The organism is Brachybacterium sacelli, assembly GCF_017876545.1.
Classification (GTDB): domain Bacteria; phylum Actinomycetota; class Actinomycetes; order Actinomycetales; family Dermabacteraceae; genus Brachybacterium; species Brachybacterium sacelli.
The window spans coordinates 920,975-934,761 of the sequence record NZ_JAGIOD010000001.1 but is presented as its reverse complement, the minus strand read 5'-3'; the positions used below and the strand labels follow the sequence as shown (position 1 = coordinate 934,761).

Here is a 13,787-nt window from a genome sequence, read left to right as displayed (position 1 = left end):
CCGTGGAGGAAACCCCCGATGACGTATCTGTTCAACGACCCCGCCGACTTCGCCACCCAGGCGGTCACGGGTCTGGCCCGCTCCCATCCCGACCACGTCGCCGTCGTGCACGGCGGGGTCGTGCGCTCCACCGAGACCCCGCGGGGCCAGCCCGCCCTCGTCATCGGCGGCGGCTCGGGCCACTACCCGGCCTTCGCCGGCTGGGTCGGGCCCGGAATGGGCCACGGCGCACCCTGCGGCAACGTGTTCGCCTCCCCGTCGGCCTCGCAGGTTCACTCCGTGGCCCGCAACGCCGAATCCGGCGGCGGCGTCATCCTGGGCTTCGGCAACTACGCCGGCGACGTCCTGCATTTCGGGGCGGCCGCGGAGAAGCTGCGCGCCGAGGGCATCGACGCGCGCCTGGTCACGGTCAGCGACGACATCGTCTCCAACACCCCCGAGAATCACCGCGACCGTCGCGGCATCGCCGGTGACCTGCCCGTGTTCAAGATCGTCGGCGCCGCGATCGAGGCCGGCGCGGACCTGGACGAGGCGGAGCGGATCGCGCAGGCGGCGAACGATGCCACCCGTTCCTTCGGCGTCGCCTTCGACGGGCCGACGCTGCCCGGGGCCGCCGAGGCGCTGTTCCACGTGCCGGACGGCCAGATGGGCGTGGGCCTGGGCATCCACGGCGAGCCCGGCGTGCGCGAGGAACCCGTCGGCTCGGCGGCCGAGATCGCGAGGCTCCTGGTCGAGGGGGTCCTCGCCGAGCAGCCCCCGCGGGCGGAGGGCGGCTACGCGGGCCGCGCCGCCGTGGTGCTCAACGGCCTGGGCACGGTGAAGTACGAGGAGCTGTTCGTCGTCTACGCGACGGTCGCCGAGCTGCTCGAGGACGCGGGCATCACGGTCGTGCGCCCCGAGGTCGGCGAGCTCGTCACCAGCCTCGACATGGCCGGCCTGTCCCTGACCCTCGTCTTCCTCGACGAGGAGCTCGAGCAGCACTGGCTCGCCCCCGTCGACACCCCCGCCCTCCGCCGCGGTGCGATGCCGGTGCGCGAGCGTCCCCGCCGAGCGACCTTCTGGGAGCCCGGGGCCGACGAGACCCCCACCTCGACCGAGGAGTCCCGCGCCGTCGCCGCCCGGATCGGTGGCGTGCTGGAGCTGTTCGAGGCGGTCTGCGCGCGGGAGGAGGCCGAGCTCGGCCGGATCGACGCGATCGCCGGCGACGGCGACCACGGCCAGGGCATGGCCTACGGCTCCGCGGGCGCCGCGAACGCGGCCCGGGCAGCGCTCGCCGACGGCGCCGGTGCCCGCACCCTGCTGGTCCGCGCCGGCGAGGCCTGGTCCGAATCCGCCGGTGGCACCTCCGGGGCGCTGTGGGGCGCGGCCCTGATCGCCGCGGGCGGCGTGTTCGCCGACGACTCCGGCAGCTCGCCGCGCACCGTGGTCGACGCGCTCGACGCCGGCATCGACGCGGTGCTGCGCCTGGGCGGGGCGGCGGTGGGCGACAAGACCATGGTCGATGCCGCCCTCCCCTTCCGCACCACGCTGGACAGAGCCTTCACCGGGGACGACGCCGCCGCCGCGATCCAGGAGGCCGCGAGGACGGCCCGCGCCGCCGCCGACGCCACCGCGGACATCACCGCCGCGCTCGGCCGCGCCAGGGTGCTCGGCGACCGGTCCCTCGGCACCCCCGATCCCGGCGCGATCTCCTTCTCCCTCCTCATGGCGGAGCTCGGCGAGCACCTGTCCTGACCCCCGACCCCTGATCCCCTGTCCTCGCCGCGCGCCGAAAAGTTCCGCGGATCCGGTACCTTTCGGCGCACAGCAGGCAGAACACCGGCACGCACCGCGGAAGGAACACCGATGAGCACCCTGTGGGTGGGCACCAGCTGGAAGATGACCAAGAACCTCGCCGAGGGACGCGCCTGGGCCGGCGGCCTCCGCGAGCACCTCGAGGGCAGCGCCCCGACCGGCGTGCAGCCCTTCGTCATCCCCTCCTTCACCGCCACCACCACGGTGCGCGGGATCCTCGGTGAGGGCTCCCCCGTGCTGCTCGGGGTGCAGAACGCCCACTGGGAGGACGCCGGCGCATGGACCGGGGAGGTGTCCGTCCCGCAGGCGCAGGACGCCGGCGCGCAGATCGTCGAGATCGGCCATTCCGAGCGTCGCGAGCACTTCGGCGAGACCGTCGCGACCACCCGGCTGAAGGTCGCCGCGGCCCTGCGTCACGGCCTCACCCCCCTGCTGTGCATCGGGGAGAGCGCCGCGATCAAGGCGGCCGGAGGCTCCACGGAGCACATCCTCGAGCAGGCCGCCGGCGCGCTCGAGGGTCTCGGCACCGAGGAGCTCTCCCGCGTGGTCATCGCCTACGAGCCGATCTGGGCGATCGGCGAGTCGGGCCGTCCGGCGACCGTCGAGGAGCTGATCGAGCCCTTCGCCTCGCTCGGCAGGGCGTACTCCGACCGCGTCACCGGGATCCTCTACGGCGGCTCCGTGAACCTCGACAATGCCGCCGACCTGCTCGGGATCGAGCACGTGACCGGCCTGTTCGTCGGTCGCACCGCCTGGCGGCTCGAGGGCTACCTCGAGCTGCTGCGGATCGCCGAGGCGCACGCCGCGCGCTGACCGGGCAGGACCGCGCGCCGACCGAGCGCTCGGCCCACCCCCAGCGGGGGCTCGGGTGCGCGGGATACCCTGGCCCCAGCTCCGTTCCCGAGAGGTCTGCGGGTAACCATGAGAGACCAGCGTCCATCGCCCAGTGCTCGACCGGTGTGGAGGGGCCGCTCCCCCTTCCGCCCTCGCACGTCCGCAGGCGGGAGCCCCTCGCTCGTGGGACAGGTCCATGCCCCGGTCTCGACGAAGCTGACGATGCCGCGCCGCCGTGGCCGCTGGCTCACCGTCGGGGTTCCCACCGTCCTGGGTGGCATCGTCGGGATCAGCAGCTTCCTCGTGCTCGGGGTCGGCAGCCTGATCGGAGGGGCCGGGCTCCTCGCTCCCCTGGCGGCCGGCCTGGGGGTCGGGCTCGTCGTCGGCGGCGGCACCGGCTTCCTGCTGCGCGACCGGGCACCGCGACCGGTGCGGTGGAGCGCGGCCTCCGGGGAGGTGCCCGCGGGCACTCGCCCGCTGCTCGAGAAGATCGTGCGATCCACGAAGCTCCAGCGCCGACGCCTGGCCCGGATGCGCCGTCGGCGTCCCACCCGGGCGGTCCGGCCCGTGCTGCACCGCGCCGAGTCGCTGCTGCAGAGGATCAACTCCCTGGTGGGATCCGAGTCGCTGCAGTCCCGCCGTCCGTCCGACGAGGACGTGATGGTGCTGGAGGGGATGGCCCGACGCTATGTCCCGGATCTGGTGAGCGCCCTGGAGGACACGGTCGGCTTCCTGGGCCCCTTCACGGGCAGCGCCCGCGACGAGGCGTTCGCGAATCTCACCAGCATCGACCATCAGCTCCAGGAGCTCGGCACCAGGCTCGACCGGATCGAAGGCGATGTGATCGCGGGGGTCACCCGGTCCCTCGACGTCCATTCCGAGTTCCTCAGGCGTCACCTGCACGACCGCAGCGCGGACTCGCTCCTCGATCGCTGACCCGCGCGGCGCCGGAGCTCAGCCGGCCGTCGCGACGTCCTCGTCCCCGACCGACGGCAGGGACCGCCCCAGCACCGCATCGAGGTGCGCCGAGAGCGCCAGCAGCGCCCCGTCGTGATGATGCTGGCGCACCTTCTGGAGGATCAGCCCGTGCTCGTGGTGCGCGGTGTGGCCGTCGAAGGTCCCGGGCCCGCCGGACCAGGTCTGCCGCATGCGATGGGAGTAGGTGCTGAGGTTCTCCACCATGGTGCGCAGGTAGCGGTTGCCGGCGTGGGCGAAGAACACCTGGTGGAAGGCCCAGTCCGCGCGGAAGTGCTCGTTCAGCAGCGCGTAGTCCTCCGGGGCCGCGCCGTCGATGCGCTCGAGCACCTCGGCGTGATGGCGGTGGGCCTGCTCGAGGTCGGCGACCAGCGCATCCCATTCGGTGAAGGCGCGGCCGAGGGCGGCGGACTCGACGACCTTGCGCGCATCCAGCAGCTCCCGCATGTGCGCGGCGTCCAGCGGCGGGGCGACCACGTAGCCGCGCAGGGCCACGTACTCGACCAGACCGGAGCGCTCGAGGGAGACCATCGCCTCGCGCACCGGCGTCGGGGAGACGTCCAGGTCCCGTGCCAGTCCGTCGATGCTGAGGCGGGAACCGGGGGCCCACCGCGACTCGAGCAGCCGCTGGAGGATGAGCTCCTCGACCTCGTCGCGCAGGACCTGTCGTCTGACGGCCATCGCGGCGCTCCCTTCCTCGGCGATCATTCATCCAATAGGGTACTGGCCCGCTCTCAGCCCGTGAGCGCCTTCGCGAATCCCAGGTGCCGCGCGATGATCGCCAGCTGCACCTCGCTCGAGCCCTCGCCGACCTCGAGCACCCGGGAGTCGCGATAGTGCCGGGCGACCACGTTCTCGTTGAGGAATCCGTTGCCGCCCCAGATCTGGCAGGCGCTGCGGGCGTTGTCGACCGCCGCCTCGCTGCTGACGAGCTTGGCCAGCGCCGCCTCGCGCCCGAAGGGCATCCCGGCCTCCAGTCGGTGGGCGGCCTCGTGCATCAGGGCACGCGCACCGGCCACCCGCGCCTGCATCCGGGCGAGGGTGAAGGCGATGTGCTGGTTGTCGCCGAGGGGACGATCGAAGACGATCCGCCGCTGCGCGTAGTCCACCGCCTGCTCCAGGCACCCCTGGGCCGCGCCCACGCACAGCGCGGCCAGCGCCACCCTGCCCGCGTCGAGCACCGACAGGAAGTTCGCGAAGCCGCGGCCGCGCTCCCCCAGGAGGTTCTCCTCGGGCACCCGGACGTCCCGCAGCGTCAACGGGTGGGTGTCGGAGGTGTGCCACCCCACCTTGTCGTAGCCCGGCAGCACCGTCAGCCCCGGGGTGTCGGTCGGCACGATGATGCTGGACAGCTCCGGTTCGGTGCGTCCGTCGCGCCTGCGGCGCTTCCCGGTGACGGCGGTGACGGTCACGAAGGACGTGATGGGGGTACCGGAGTTGGTGATGAACTGCTTGGAACCGTTGAGCACCCAGTGCCCGTCCCTGAGCTCGGCCGTGGTGCGGGTGGCCCCGGCGTCGGAGCCGGCCTCCGCCTCGGTCAGTCCGAAGGCGGCCAGCTCCTCGCCGCGGGCCAGGGCGGGCAGATGCCGTTCCTGCTGAGCTCTGGTCCCGAAATTCAGGATCGGCATCGCCCCCAGGCCCAGTCCGGCCTCCAGGGTGACGGCGAGGGACTGGTCCACCCGGGCCAGCTGCTCCACCGCGACGCACAGCGAGAGGTAGTCCCGCCCCTGGCCCCCGAACTCGACGGGGATCGGCAGTCCGAACAGCCCCATCGACCCCATTTCGGCGATGATCTCCATCGGCAGCCGGCGTGCGGTGTCGTAGGTGTAGCTGGCCGGCGCCACGACCTCGTCGGCGAAGTCGCGGACCTGCGCGGCGAGCTGCTGGTGCTCGGCGGAGAGCAGTTCGGTGCCGGGAACGGGGTCACTCATCGGTCCTCCTGGGGGATGCAGCGGGACAGCAGCGATCGGGCGTGGCGCAGGGTGGGTGCGTCGACCATGCGGCCCTCGTGCTCGAACACCCCCGGCCCCGCCTCCGCGGCGGCCAGCACCCGGTGGGCCCACTCGGCCTCGGCGTCGGTGGGGGCGTAGGCGGCGCGGACGATGGGGACCTGGGCGGGATGGATGCAGGCGGTGGCGCTGAAACCGCTGGCGGCGGCGTCCTCGGCCTCGGCGCGCCATCCGTCCTCGTCGGCGAGGTCGGTGTGGATCGCATCGACGGCGCTGCGGCCGTGGGCCCGTGCGGCCAGCAGCACGGCGGAACGGGCGTGGCGGACGACGTCGCGGTAGCCGCCGTCGGGTCGCCGCGAGGACGTCCCGCCGAGCGAGGAGATCAGGTCCTCCCCGCCCCACATGAGAGCTGCCACGGCGGGGTGGGCGGCGATCTCGCCGGCAGCGAGCACGCCGCGGGCCGTCTCGCACAGCGCCAGCACCGCCACACCGGGCAGCGCGGAGACCAGGCGGTCGACGTCCTCGGCGCTTTCGGCCTTGGGCAGCATCACCAGCTGCGGACGCAGCTCCCCGAGCGCGGCGACGTCGGCGGTGAACTCGGCCTCGCCCGGAGGGTTGACCCGGATCACCGTGCGGGCAGGGTCCAGGCCATGGGCGCCGATCGCTGCCCGCGCCGCGTCCTTGTGGGCCGGCGCGACGGCGTCCTCGAGGTCGAGGATGACGGCGTCGGCCCGGGCGGCGGCCTTGGCGAACCGGTCCGGCCGGTCCCCGGGGCAGAACAACAGCGCCGGTCCCGGCGGGAGCATCTCCTGGTAGCTCATGGCTGCTCCCGGTGCATCAGCGTGGTGCGCACGGCGCGGGCGACGACGTCGCCGTGCTGATTGCGGCCGGTATGGACGAGGGTGACGACGGCCTGGGTGGGCCGGGACCGGGAGGGACGGACCTCGCGGACCTCGGTCTCGCTGTAGAGGGTGTCGCCCAGGTGCAGCGGATGGGGGAAGGTCACCTCGTCGAGCCCGAGGTTCGCCACCAGGGTGCCCTGGGTGATCTGGGCGACGGAGGCGCCGACCAGGGTGGCGAGGGTGAACATCGAGTTGACCAGGCGTCGGCCGAACTCGGTGGACTCGCTCCAGGCGGCGTCGAGGTGGAGGGCCTGCGGGTTCATCGTCATGGTGGAGAAGAGGACGTTGTCGGCCTCGGTGACCGTGCGGCCCGGCCGGTGGAGGTAGACCGCCCCCACCTGCAGCTCCTCGGCGTACAGCCCGCGCTGCACGATCCGGTGTCCCTCCTGCTCAGCGGTCATCGCTGGGTCCTCTCCTCGTGGATGGTCTCCTCGGTGAGCACCTGCGCGAGCTCCTCTCCGCGCCGCACCCTCCGGCCGACGGCCGTGTGCAGGCGCACGGTCCCGGCACTCGGCGCGAGGAGGGTGTGCTCCATCTTCATCGCCTCCACCACCAGCACCGGGTCCCCGGCGGCCACCAGGTCCCCCTCGGCGGCCGGCACGGCGGTCACCGTCCCGGGCATCGGGGACGCCAGGGCCGGGGCCGTCCCCTGGCGACCGTCGCGGCGGCGCGGCCGATGCAGCGGCAGCTCACGGTCCTCGCCCGCCAGGGCGATCCACACCGACGTCTCCGTGCAGCGGCTGAGCAGCGGCAGGCGCCGACCCTCGACGGTGATTGCCCCGGGATGCAGAGCCACGGCGAACTCCTCGCCCCCGACCCGGGCGCGCGCCGCGGCCGGAGAGCCGGTCAGCTCGACGACGGTCGGCGCCCCGTCGGCCCCCGCGAAGCGGACCACGAACGGGGCCGGGCCGCCCAGCCGCCAGCCGGAGGGGGCGTGCCACAGGTCGTCGGGGCGGCAGCGGGCGACATGGTCCCAGCGCACCAGGGCCGCGACCGCCTGCATGCGCGGGCTGAGCGGTGGGCGCGCGAGGTGGCCGAGGCGGCGCTCGATCAGGCCGGTGTCCGCCGCTCCGGCCACCACCTCCTCCTGGGCGAGCAGGGCCCGCAGGAACGCGGTGTTGGTGACCACGCCGAGGACGTGCGTCGCGGACAGGGCGCGATCCAGCGATGCCAGGGCCTGCTCTCGGGTGGGCTCGTGGGCGATCACCTTGGCCAGCAGCGGGTCGTAGCTGCTGGAGACGGTGGTCCCGGCCGACAGGGCGTGGTCCACCCGCACCCGCGCGGGCAGGGCGAGCTCGAGCACAGTCCCGCCGGTGGGCAGGAAGCCGGCGTCGGGGTCCTCGGCGTAGAGGCGGGCCTCGATCGCGTGCCCCTCGGCGCGGACCTGGCCCTGCCCGATCGACAGCGGATGCCCGTCGGCGATCCGGATCTGCTCGGCCACCAGATCGAGCCCGGTGATCGCCTCGGTGACGGCGTGCTCGACCTGCAGGCGGGTGTTCATCTCGAGGAAGTACGGCTGCTCCGGGGCTGCGGCGTCGACCAGGAACTCGACGGTCCCGGCGCCGACGTAGTCCACGGCGCGCGCAGCGGCGATCGCGGCCTGTCCGTACTGCTCGCGCAGCGTGGGGGTCAGCAGAGGGCTGGGCGCCTCCTCGATCACCTTCTGGTGGCGACGCTGCAGGGAGCACTCGCGCTCTCCCAGGTGCACCACGTGGCCGTGGATGTCCGCGAGGATCTGCACCTCGAGGTGCCGGGGCGAGGCGATGCAGCGCTCCAGGAACAGGGAGTCGTCGCCGAAGGCGCCGGCCGCCTCCCGTCGCGCTGCGGCCAGGGCGGCCGGCAGCTCGGCCGGCTCCTCCACCCGGTGCATCCCCTTGCCGCCCCCGCCGGCGGCGGGTTTGACCAGCAGCGGGAATCCGACCCCTGGCGCGCCCTCGAGCAGGGCGGCGTCGTCCAGGCCCGGCGCCGCCAGGCCGGGCACCGTGGCCACCCCGCGGGCGGCGACCGCGGCCCGGGCGGAGATCTTGTCGCCCATGGTCTCGATCGCGGCGGCGGTGGGGCCGATGAACACCAGGCCCGCCGCGGTGCAGGTGCGCGCGAAGTCGGCGCGTTCGGAGAGGAAGCCGTACCCGGGGTGGACCGCCCGTGCACCGGCCTCCGTCGCGGCGGCCGCGATCGCCCGGCCGTCGAGATAGGAGCCGATCCGGATCGCCGCGTCGGCCGCCGTGACGTGGGCGGCGCCGGAGTCCTCGTCGGTGTGCACGGCGACCGCGGTGATGCCGAGCTCGCGCAGGGTGCGGAGGATCCGCATCGCGATCTCGCCGCGGTTGGCGATCAGGACGGAGGCCGGCATGCTCGCGCTCACATCCGGAAGACGCCGTGGCCGGGCTCGGCCAGCGGGGCGCGGGAGACGACGTCGAGGGCCAGGCCGAGCACGGTACGGGTCTGCGCGGGCTCGATGATCCCGTCGTCCCACAGCCGGGCGGTGGAGTAGTACGGGTTCCCCTGGGCCTCGTAGCGCTCGGTGATCGGCCGGCGGAAGTCCGCCTCCTCCTGCGCGCTCCAGGTGCCGCCCTCGGCCTCGATCCTCTCGCGCGTGACCGTCGCGAGCACCGCGGCGGCCTGGGCCCCGCCCATCACCGAGACCCGGGCGTTCGGCCACAGCCACAGGAAGCGGGGCGAGTAGGCGCGCCCGCACATCGAGTAGGTGCCGGCCCCGAAGGATCCGCCGATGACGACGGTCAGCTTGGGCACGCGGGCGCAGGCGACGGCGGTGACCATCTTCGCGCCGTCCTTGGCGATCCCACCGCGCTCGTACTCGGCGCCGACCATGAACCCGGCGATGTTCTGCAGGAAGACCAGCGGGATGGCGCGCTGGTCGCACAGCTGGACGAAGTGGGCGCCCTTGAGCGCGGACTCGCCGAACAGCACCCCGTTGTTGGCGACCAGGCCCACCTGGTGGCCGTGGATCCGGGCGAAGCCGGTGACCAGGGTCGGGCCGTAGCCCGGCTTGAACTCGGAGAACTGCCCGGCGTCGATGATGCGGGCGATGACCTCGTGCACGTCGTAGAGGGTGGACAGGTCCGCCGGGACCGCCGCCCCCATCGTCTCCGGGTCCACAGCAGGGTCACGGGACTCGGCGGGCGGCAGGACGGGTTCGGGGCGGGGCAGGGTCCCGACGATGTCGCGGACGATCGCCAGGGCGTGCTCGTCGTCCTCGGCCAGGTGATCGGCGACCCCGGAGACCTCGGTGTGCATCTGCCCGCCGCCCAGCTCCTCGGCGGTGACCTCCTCGCCGGTGGCGGCCTTCACCAGCGGCGGCCCGCCGAGGAAGATGGTGCCCTGCTCGCGCACGATGACGGTCTGGTCGCTCATCGCCGGCACGTAGGCGCCGCCGGCGGTGGAGGAGCCCATGACGGCGGCGATCTGGGCGATCCCGGCGGCGCTCATCCGCGCCTGATGGAAGAAGATCCGCCCGAAGTGGTCGCGGTCGGGGAACACCTCGTCCTGCATCGGGAGGTACGCACCGCCGGAGTCGACCAGGTACACGCACGGCAGGCGGTTCTGCTCGGCCACCTCCTGGGCGCGCAGGTGCTTCTTGACCGTCATCGGGAAGTAGGTGCCGCCCTTGACGGTAGCGTCGTTGGCCAGGATCAGGCAGTGGCGGCCGTGGATCATGCCGATGCCGGCGAGGACCCCGGCGGCCGGGGCGGCGTCCTCGTACATCCCGTCCGCGGCCAGCGGGGCGAGTTCGAGGAAGGCGGTGCCCTCGTCGACCAGGTGGTCGATGCGCTCGCGGGCCAGCAGCTTGCCGCGGGCCCGGTGCTTCGCGCGGGCGGAGGCCGGGCCCCCGGTCGCGGTGGCGGCGAGCCGCGTGCGCAGCTCGTCCACGAGCGCGGCCATGGCCGCGGCGCGGGGGTTTGCCTCGTCCGCGTCGACCGTGCTGCTCAGGACGTCCATGGGCTACCTCGTCAGCAGGATCGCGGGATCGGACAGGACGTCGGTGATGTCGGTGAGGAAGGCCGAGGCCTCGGCGCCGTCGAGCACCCGATGGTCGAAGGACACCGTCAGCGTCACCACTTTCCGCAGCGCCATCTCGCCCCGGTGCTCCCACGGCTGGGTGCGGATCGCACCGACGGCCACGATCGTGCTCTGCCCGGGGTTGAGGAGCGGGATCCCGCCGTCGACGCCGAACACCCCGACGTTGGTGACGGTCAGGGTGGAGCCGGTGAGCTCGCCCGGGGGCAGCGAGCCGTCCCGGGCCCGGGCGGCCTGGGTGGCGATCTGCTCGGTGAGCGCGGCCGCGTCGGCGGCGCCGGCCTCGGGCAGGGAGGCCACCAGGAGACCGCGGTCGGTGGCGACGGCGATGCCGAGTTCGACCTGCGCGAACTGCTCGATGTGCCCGGCCTCGGCGTCGAAGCGGGCGTTGGCGGCCGGGGTGCGCCCCGCGGCCGGCAGGATCGCCCGGCAGACGGCCGCGAGGAACGACGGGGGTCGCCCGTCGCGGCCCGCCCGGGAGAGGTGCTCCAGGGTGGTGGTGACGTCCACCGTGGAGAACACCGCCGCCTGCGGGGCGGTCCGGGCCGATTCGGTCATCGCCCGGGCCGTCTCCCGCCGCAGCCCGGTGACGGGGACGAGGGTGGAGCGCCGCTCCCGGGTCCCGGCGCGGGCCTCGACGTCGGCGCGCAGGATCCGGCCGCGGGGCCCCGTGCCGTGCACGGAGTCCAGGTCCACCCCCAGGTCGCGGGCGCGCTTGCGCACAGGCGGCATCGCGCGGGGCCTGGCGTGGTCGGCCTCCTCCTCGCGGCGTCCGTGGAAGGGGACGGTCTCGAAGGAGCGGGGCCGGCGACGGGGCCGGTCGGTGCCGGGCAGGGCCGGCCCGTAGCCCACGAGGACCGCCTGGCGCTCCCCGGCGGGCGGGGCGAAGCCCACCAGCGGTGCCCCGACGGCGAGGGTCTCGCCCGCGGCGGCGTGCAGGGTGAGGATCCTGCCCGCGCGGGGGCTGGGCAGCTCGACCACGGCCTTGGCGGTCTCCACCTCGGCGAGGGTCTGGTTGAGCTCGACCTCCTCGCCCTCGGCGACGTGCCAGGAGACGATCGTGGCCTCGGTCAGGCCCTCGCCGAGGTCGGGGAGCAGAACGTCGCTCATCACGCCACCTCCCGGGAGCTGCGCCGTCCCAGCGTGCGGTCCACCGCATCGAGGATCCGGTCGAGGCCCGGCAGGAAGGCGTCCTCCAGCGCGGAGGGCGGATAGGGCGTGTCGTAGCCGGTCACCCGTTCCGGCGGGGCCTCGAGCTGCTCGAAGCAGTCCTCGACCACGGCGGTGATCACCTCGGCGGAGACCGAGACGCTCGCCTGCGCCTCGTGGGTGACGACCAGTCTCCCGGTGCGGCGCACGCTCGCGGCGACGGTCTCCCGGTCGATCGGGGAGAGCGAGCGCAGGTCGATCACCTCGAGGTCGATCCCGTCGTCCTCCGCCGCGGTCGCCGCCTCCAGCGCGGTGGTCACCATCGACCCGTAGGCGACCAGGGTGGCGTCCCGACCGGGCCGCAGGACACGGGCGGAGACGAGGTCGGCGCGGGCCCCGGTGTCCACCTCGGCCTTGGTCCAGTAGCGGCGCTTGGGCTCGAGGAAGAGCACCGGGTCGTCGCAGGCGATGGCGGCTCGCAGGGTCGAACAGGCGTCCTGCGGGTCGGCGGCGGTGACCACCCGCAGCCCCGGGGTGTGCGCGAAGTAGGCCTCGGGGGACTCGGAGTGGTGCTCGACGGCGCCGATCCCGCCGCCGCAGGGGACCCGGATGGTCAGCGGCATCCGCACCACCCCGCCGGTGCGATAGTGCAGCCGGGAGAGCTGGGCGATGATCTGGTCGAGGGCCGGATGGACGAAGCCGTCGAACTGGATCTCGCAGACGGGCCGCAAGCCGCGGTAGGCCATGCCGACGGCGGTGCCGACGATCCCCGCCTCCGCCAGCGGGGAGTCGATCACCCGGGCGGGGCCGAACTCCTGGAGCAGGCCGTCGGTCACGCGGAACACCCCGCCGAGGGTGCCGATGTCCTCCCCGAGGAGCACGACGTCGTCGTCCTCGGCCAGCGCGTCGTGGAGCGCAGCGTTCAGGGCCGCGGCCATCGTCGACTCTCCGGTCATGACGGGGATCCCGGGCTCTGCTCAGGCTTCTCCGGCGCCAGCGACGCCTCGAAGGCCCTCCACTGCTCCCGTTGCCTGCTCAGGGCGGTATCCTCAGTGGTGTAGACGTGCTCGAACAGGCTGTCCGGAGCGGGCGGGGCCAGCTGGTCGATCGCCGCCCGCAGCCCGGCGGTCGCGGCATCGGCCCGGATCGTGACCTCCTCGCGGAGGGAGTCGACCGGGGCGCCGAGCTGTTCGAGGTGACGCTGAAGACGCAGCACGGGGCAGCGCCGTCGCCACCGCGCCAGTTCTTCCTCGTCCCGGTAGCGGGTCGGGTCGTCGCTGGTCGTGTGAGGCCCGAGACGATAGGTGACCGCCTCGAGGAACACAGGGCCCTCACCGGAGCGGATGCGCTGCGCCGCCAGGCGGCTCGCGGCGCGCACGGCGAGGACGTCGTTCCCGTCCACCCGCAGCACGGGGATGCCGAACCCGGTGGGGCGCAGGGCGATCGGGACGGGGGACTGCACCGTGACCGGTTCGGAGATGGCGTACTGGTTGTTCTGGCAGAAGAAGAGCACGGGAGCGCCGAAGGAGGCGGCGAAGACCATCGCCTCGTGGAGGTCGCCCTGGCTGAGGGCGCCGTCACCGAAGCAGGCGACGGCTATCTCGCTGCCGCCCTGAGCCCGGGTCGCCATCGCGTAGCCGACGGCGTGCAGGGTCTGGGCTGCGATGATGACCTGCGGGGTGGCCATGTGCCGCTGGTAGGGGTCCCAGCCGGACAGCGCGGTCCCCCGCCAGACGGCGAGCATCTCCTGGGGCGTCACGCCCCGGCACCAGGCCAGTCCGTTCTCCCGGTACGAGGTGAACAGGAAGTCCGTCGCGGGCAGCGTGCGGCCCAGCCCGATCTGGGCGGCCTCCTGCCCCCGCAGCGGCGGCCAGAGTCCCAGCTCGCCCTTGCGCTGCAGGGCGACGGCCTCGTCGTCGAGGGCCCGCAGCACGGACATGTCGACGAACAGGTCGGTCAACAGCGCCTCGTCGACGTCACCAAGATGGGGGTCGAGCACGGCATCGGCGTGCCTGGTCCCGTCCTCGGCGAGCACCTGCAGGGGCTGGTCGAGGCCTTCGACCAGGTGGTGGTCGGGGGCTGACATGGTCGTCGACATTCGGACCTCCCTGTTCCGAAGCGCCTCGTGGGCGCGGGTGGACGACAG

General features: G+C 73.7%; 12 protein-coding genes. 3 read left to right on the top strand and 9 right to left on the bottom strand.

Features of this window, described 5'->3' with window-relative positions; translation table 11 throughout:
* Positions 1–18: 18 nt before the first annotated feature.
* From JOF43_RS04185 to JOF43_RS04175, 3 genes are all read left to right on the top strand, one after another.
* Complete coding sequence (locus tag JOF43_RS04185) at positions 19–1,734, top strand: dihydroxyacetone kinase family protein (RefSeq protein ID WP_209899521.1); 1,716 nt, start codon at positions 19–21, stop codon at positions 1,732–1,734.
* 111 nt (positions 1,735–1,845) lie between these two features.
* Complete coding sequence (locus tag JOF43_RS04180) at positions 1,846–2,607, top strand: triose-phosphate isomerase (protein ID WP_209899518.1); 762 nt, start codon at positions 1,846–1,848, stop codon at positions 2,605–2,607.
* A 204-nt stretch (positions 2,608–2,811) separates the two neighbouring features.
* Positions 2,812–3,564: a hypothetical protein gene (locus JOF43_RS04175; protein ID WP_342592080.1), complete on the top strand. Its 753-nt coding sequence runs from the start codon at positions 2,812–2,814 to the stop codon at positions 3,562–3,564.
* Between the two features lie 18 nt (positions 3,565–3,582).
* Here JOF43_RS04175 and JOF43_RS04170 read toward each other — a convergent pair whose 3' ends face one another.
* The 9 genes from JOF43_RS04170 to JOF43_RS04130 are packed head-to-tail and all read right to left on the bottom strand — an operon-like array spanning position 3,583 to position 13,739.
* Positions 3,583–4,284 carry a GntR family transcriptional regulator gene (locus JOF43_RS04170; RefSeq protein WP_209899515.1) on the bottom strand — a complete coding sequence of 234 codons (702 nt, stop codon included), beginning with the start codon at positions 4,282–4,284 and terminating at the stop codon, positions 3,583–3,585.
* Positions 4,285–4,337: 53 nt separating this feature from the next.
* Positions 4,338–5,534 (bottom strand): acyl-CoA dehydrogenase family protein, encoded by a 1,197-nt coding sequence (locus JOF43_RS04165; RefSeq protein WP_209899512.1) that lies wholly within the window; start codon positions 5,532–5,534, stop codon positions 4,338–4,340.
* Complete coding sequence (locus tag JOF43_RS04160) at positions 5,531–6,373, bottom strand: HpcH/HpaI aldolase/citrate lyase family protein (RefSeq protein ID WP_245354009.1); 843 nt, start codon at positions 6,371–6,373, stop codon at positions 5,531–5,533. Before JOF43_RS04160 ends, JOF43_RS04165 begins: the two co-directional genes overlap by 4 nt.
* The gene (locus tag JOF43_RS04155) at positions 6,370–6,855 is read right to left on the bottom strand and encodes a MaoC family dehydratase (RefSeq protein ID WP_209899509.1); all 486 of its coding nucleotides are present in this window, start codon (positions 6,853–6,855) and stop codon (positions 6,370–6,372) included. Before JOF43_RS04155 ends, JOF43_RS04160 begins: the two co-directional genes overlap by 4 nt.
* Positions 6,852–8,807: an ATP-binding protein gene (locus JOF43_RS04150; protein WP_209899506.1), complete on the bottom strand. Its 1,956-nt coding sequence runs from the start codon at positions 8,805–8,807 to the stop codon at positions 6,852–6,854. Before JOF43_RS04150 ends, JOF43_RS04155 begins: the two co-directional genes overlap by 4 nt.
* Before the next feature lie 8 nt (positions 8,808–8,815).
* Positions 8,816–10,414: a carboxyl transferase domain-containing protein gene (locus JOF43_RS04145; protein ID WP_209899503.1), complete on the bottom strand. Its 1,599-nt coding sequence runs from the start codon at positions 10,412–10,414 to the stop codon at positions 8,816–8,818.
* Positions 10,415–10,417: 3 nt separating this feature from the next.
* A complete protein-coding gene (locus tag JOF43_RS04140) occupies positions 10,418–11,602 on the bottom strand; it encodes a dihydrolipoamide acetyltransferase family protein (RefSeq protein ID WP_209899500.1) in 1,185 nt (394 codons plus the stop codon).
* On the bottom strand, positions 11,602–12,597 hold the full coding sequence (locus JOF43_RS04135) for an alpha-ketoacid dehydrogenase subunit beta (RefSeq protein ID WP_209899497.1): 996 nt from the start codon (positions 12,595–12,597) through the stop codon (positions 11,602–11,604). Before JOF43_RS04135 ends, JOF43_RS04140 begins: the two co-directional genes overlap by 1 nt.
* Entirely contained in the window at positions 12,594–13,739 is a 1,146-nt protein-coding gene (locus JOF43_RS04130; RefSeq protein WP_209899494.1) for a thiamine pyrophosphate-dependent enzyme, read from the bottom strand. The genes JOF43_RS04135 and JOF43_RS04130 overlap by 4 nt, the downstream gene beginning before the upstream one ends.
* Positions 13,740–13,787: the final 48 nt, after the last annotated feature.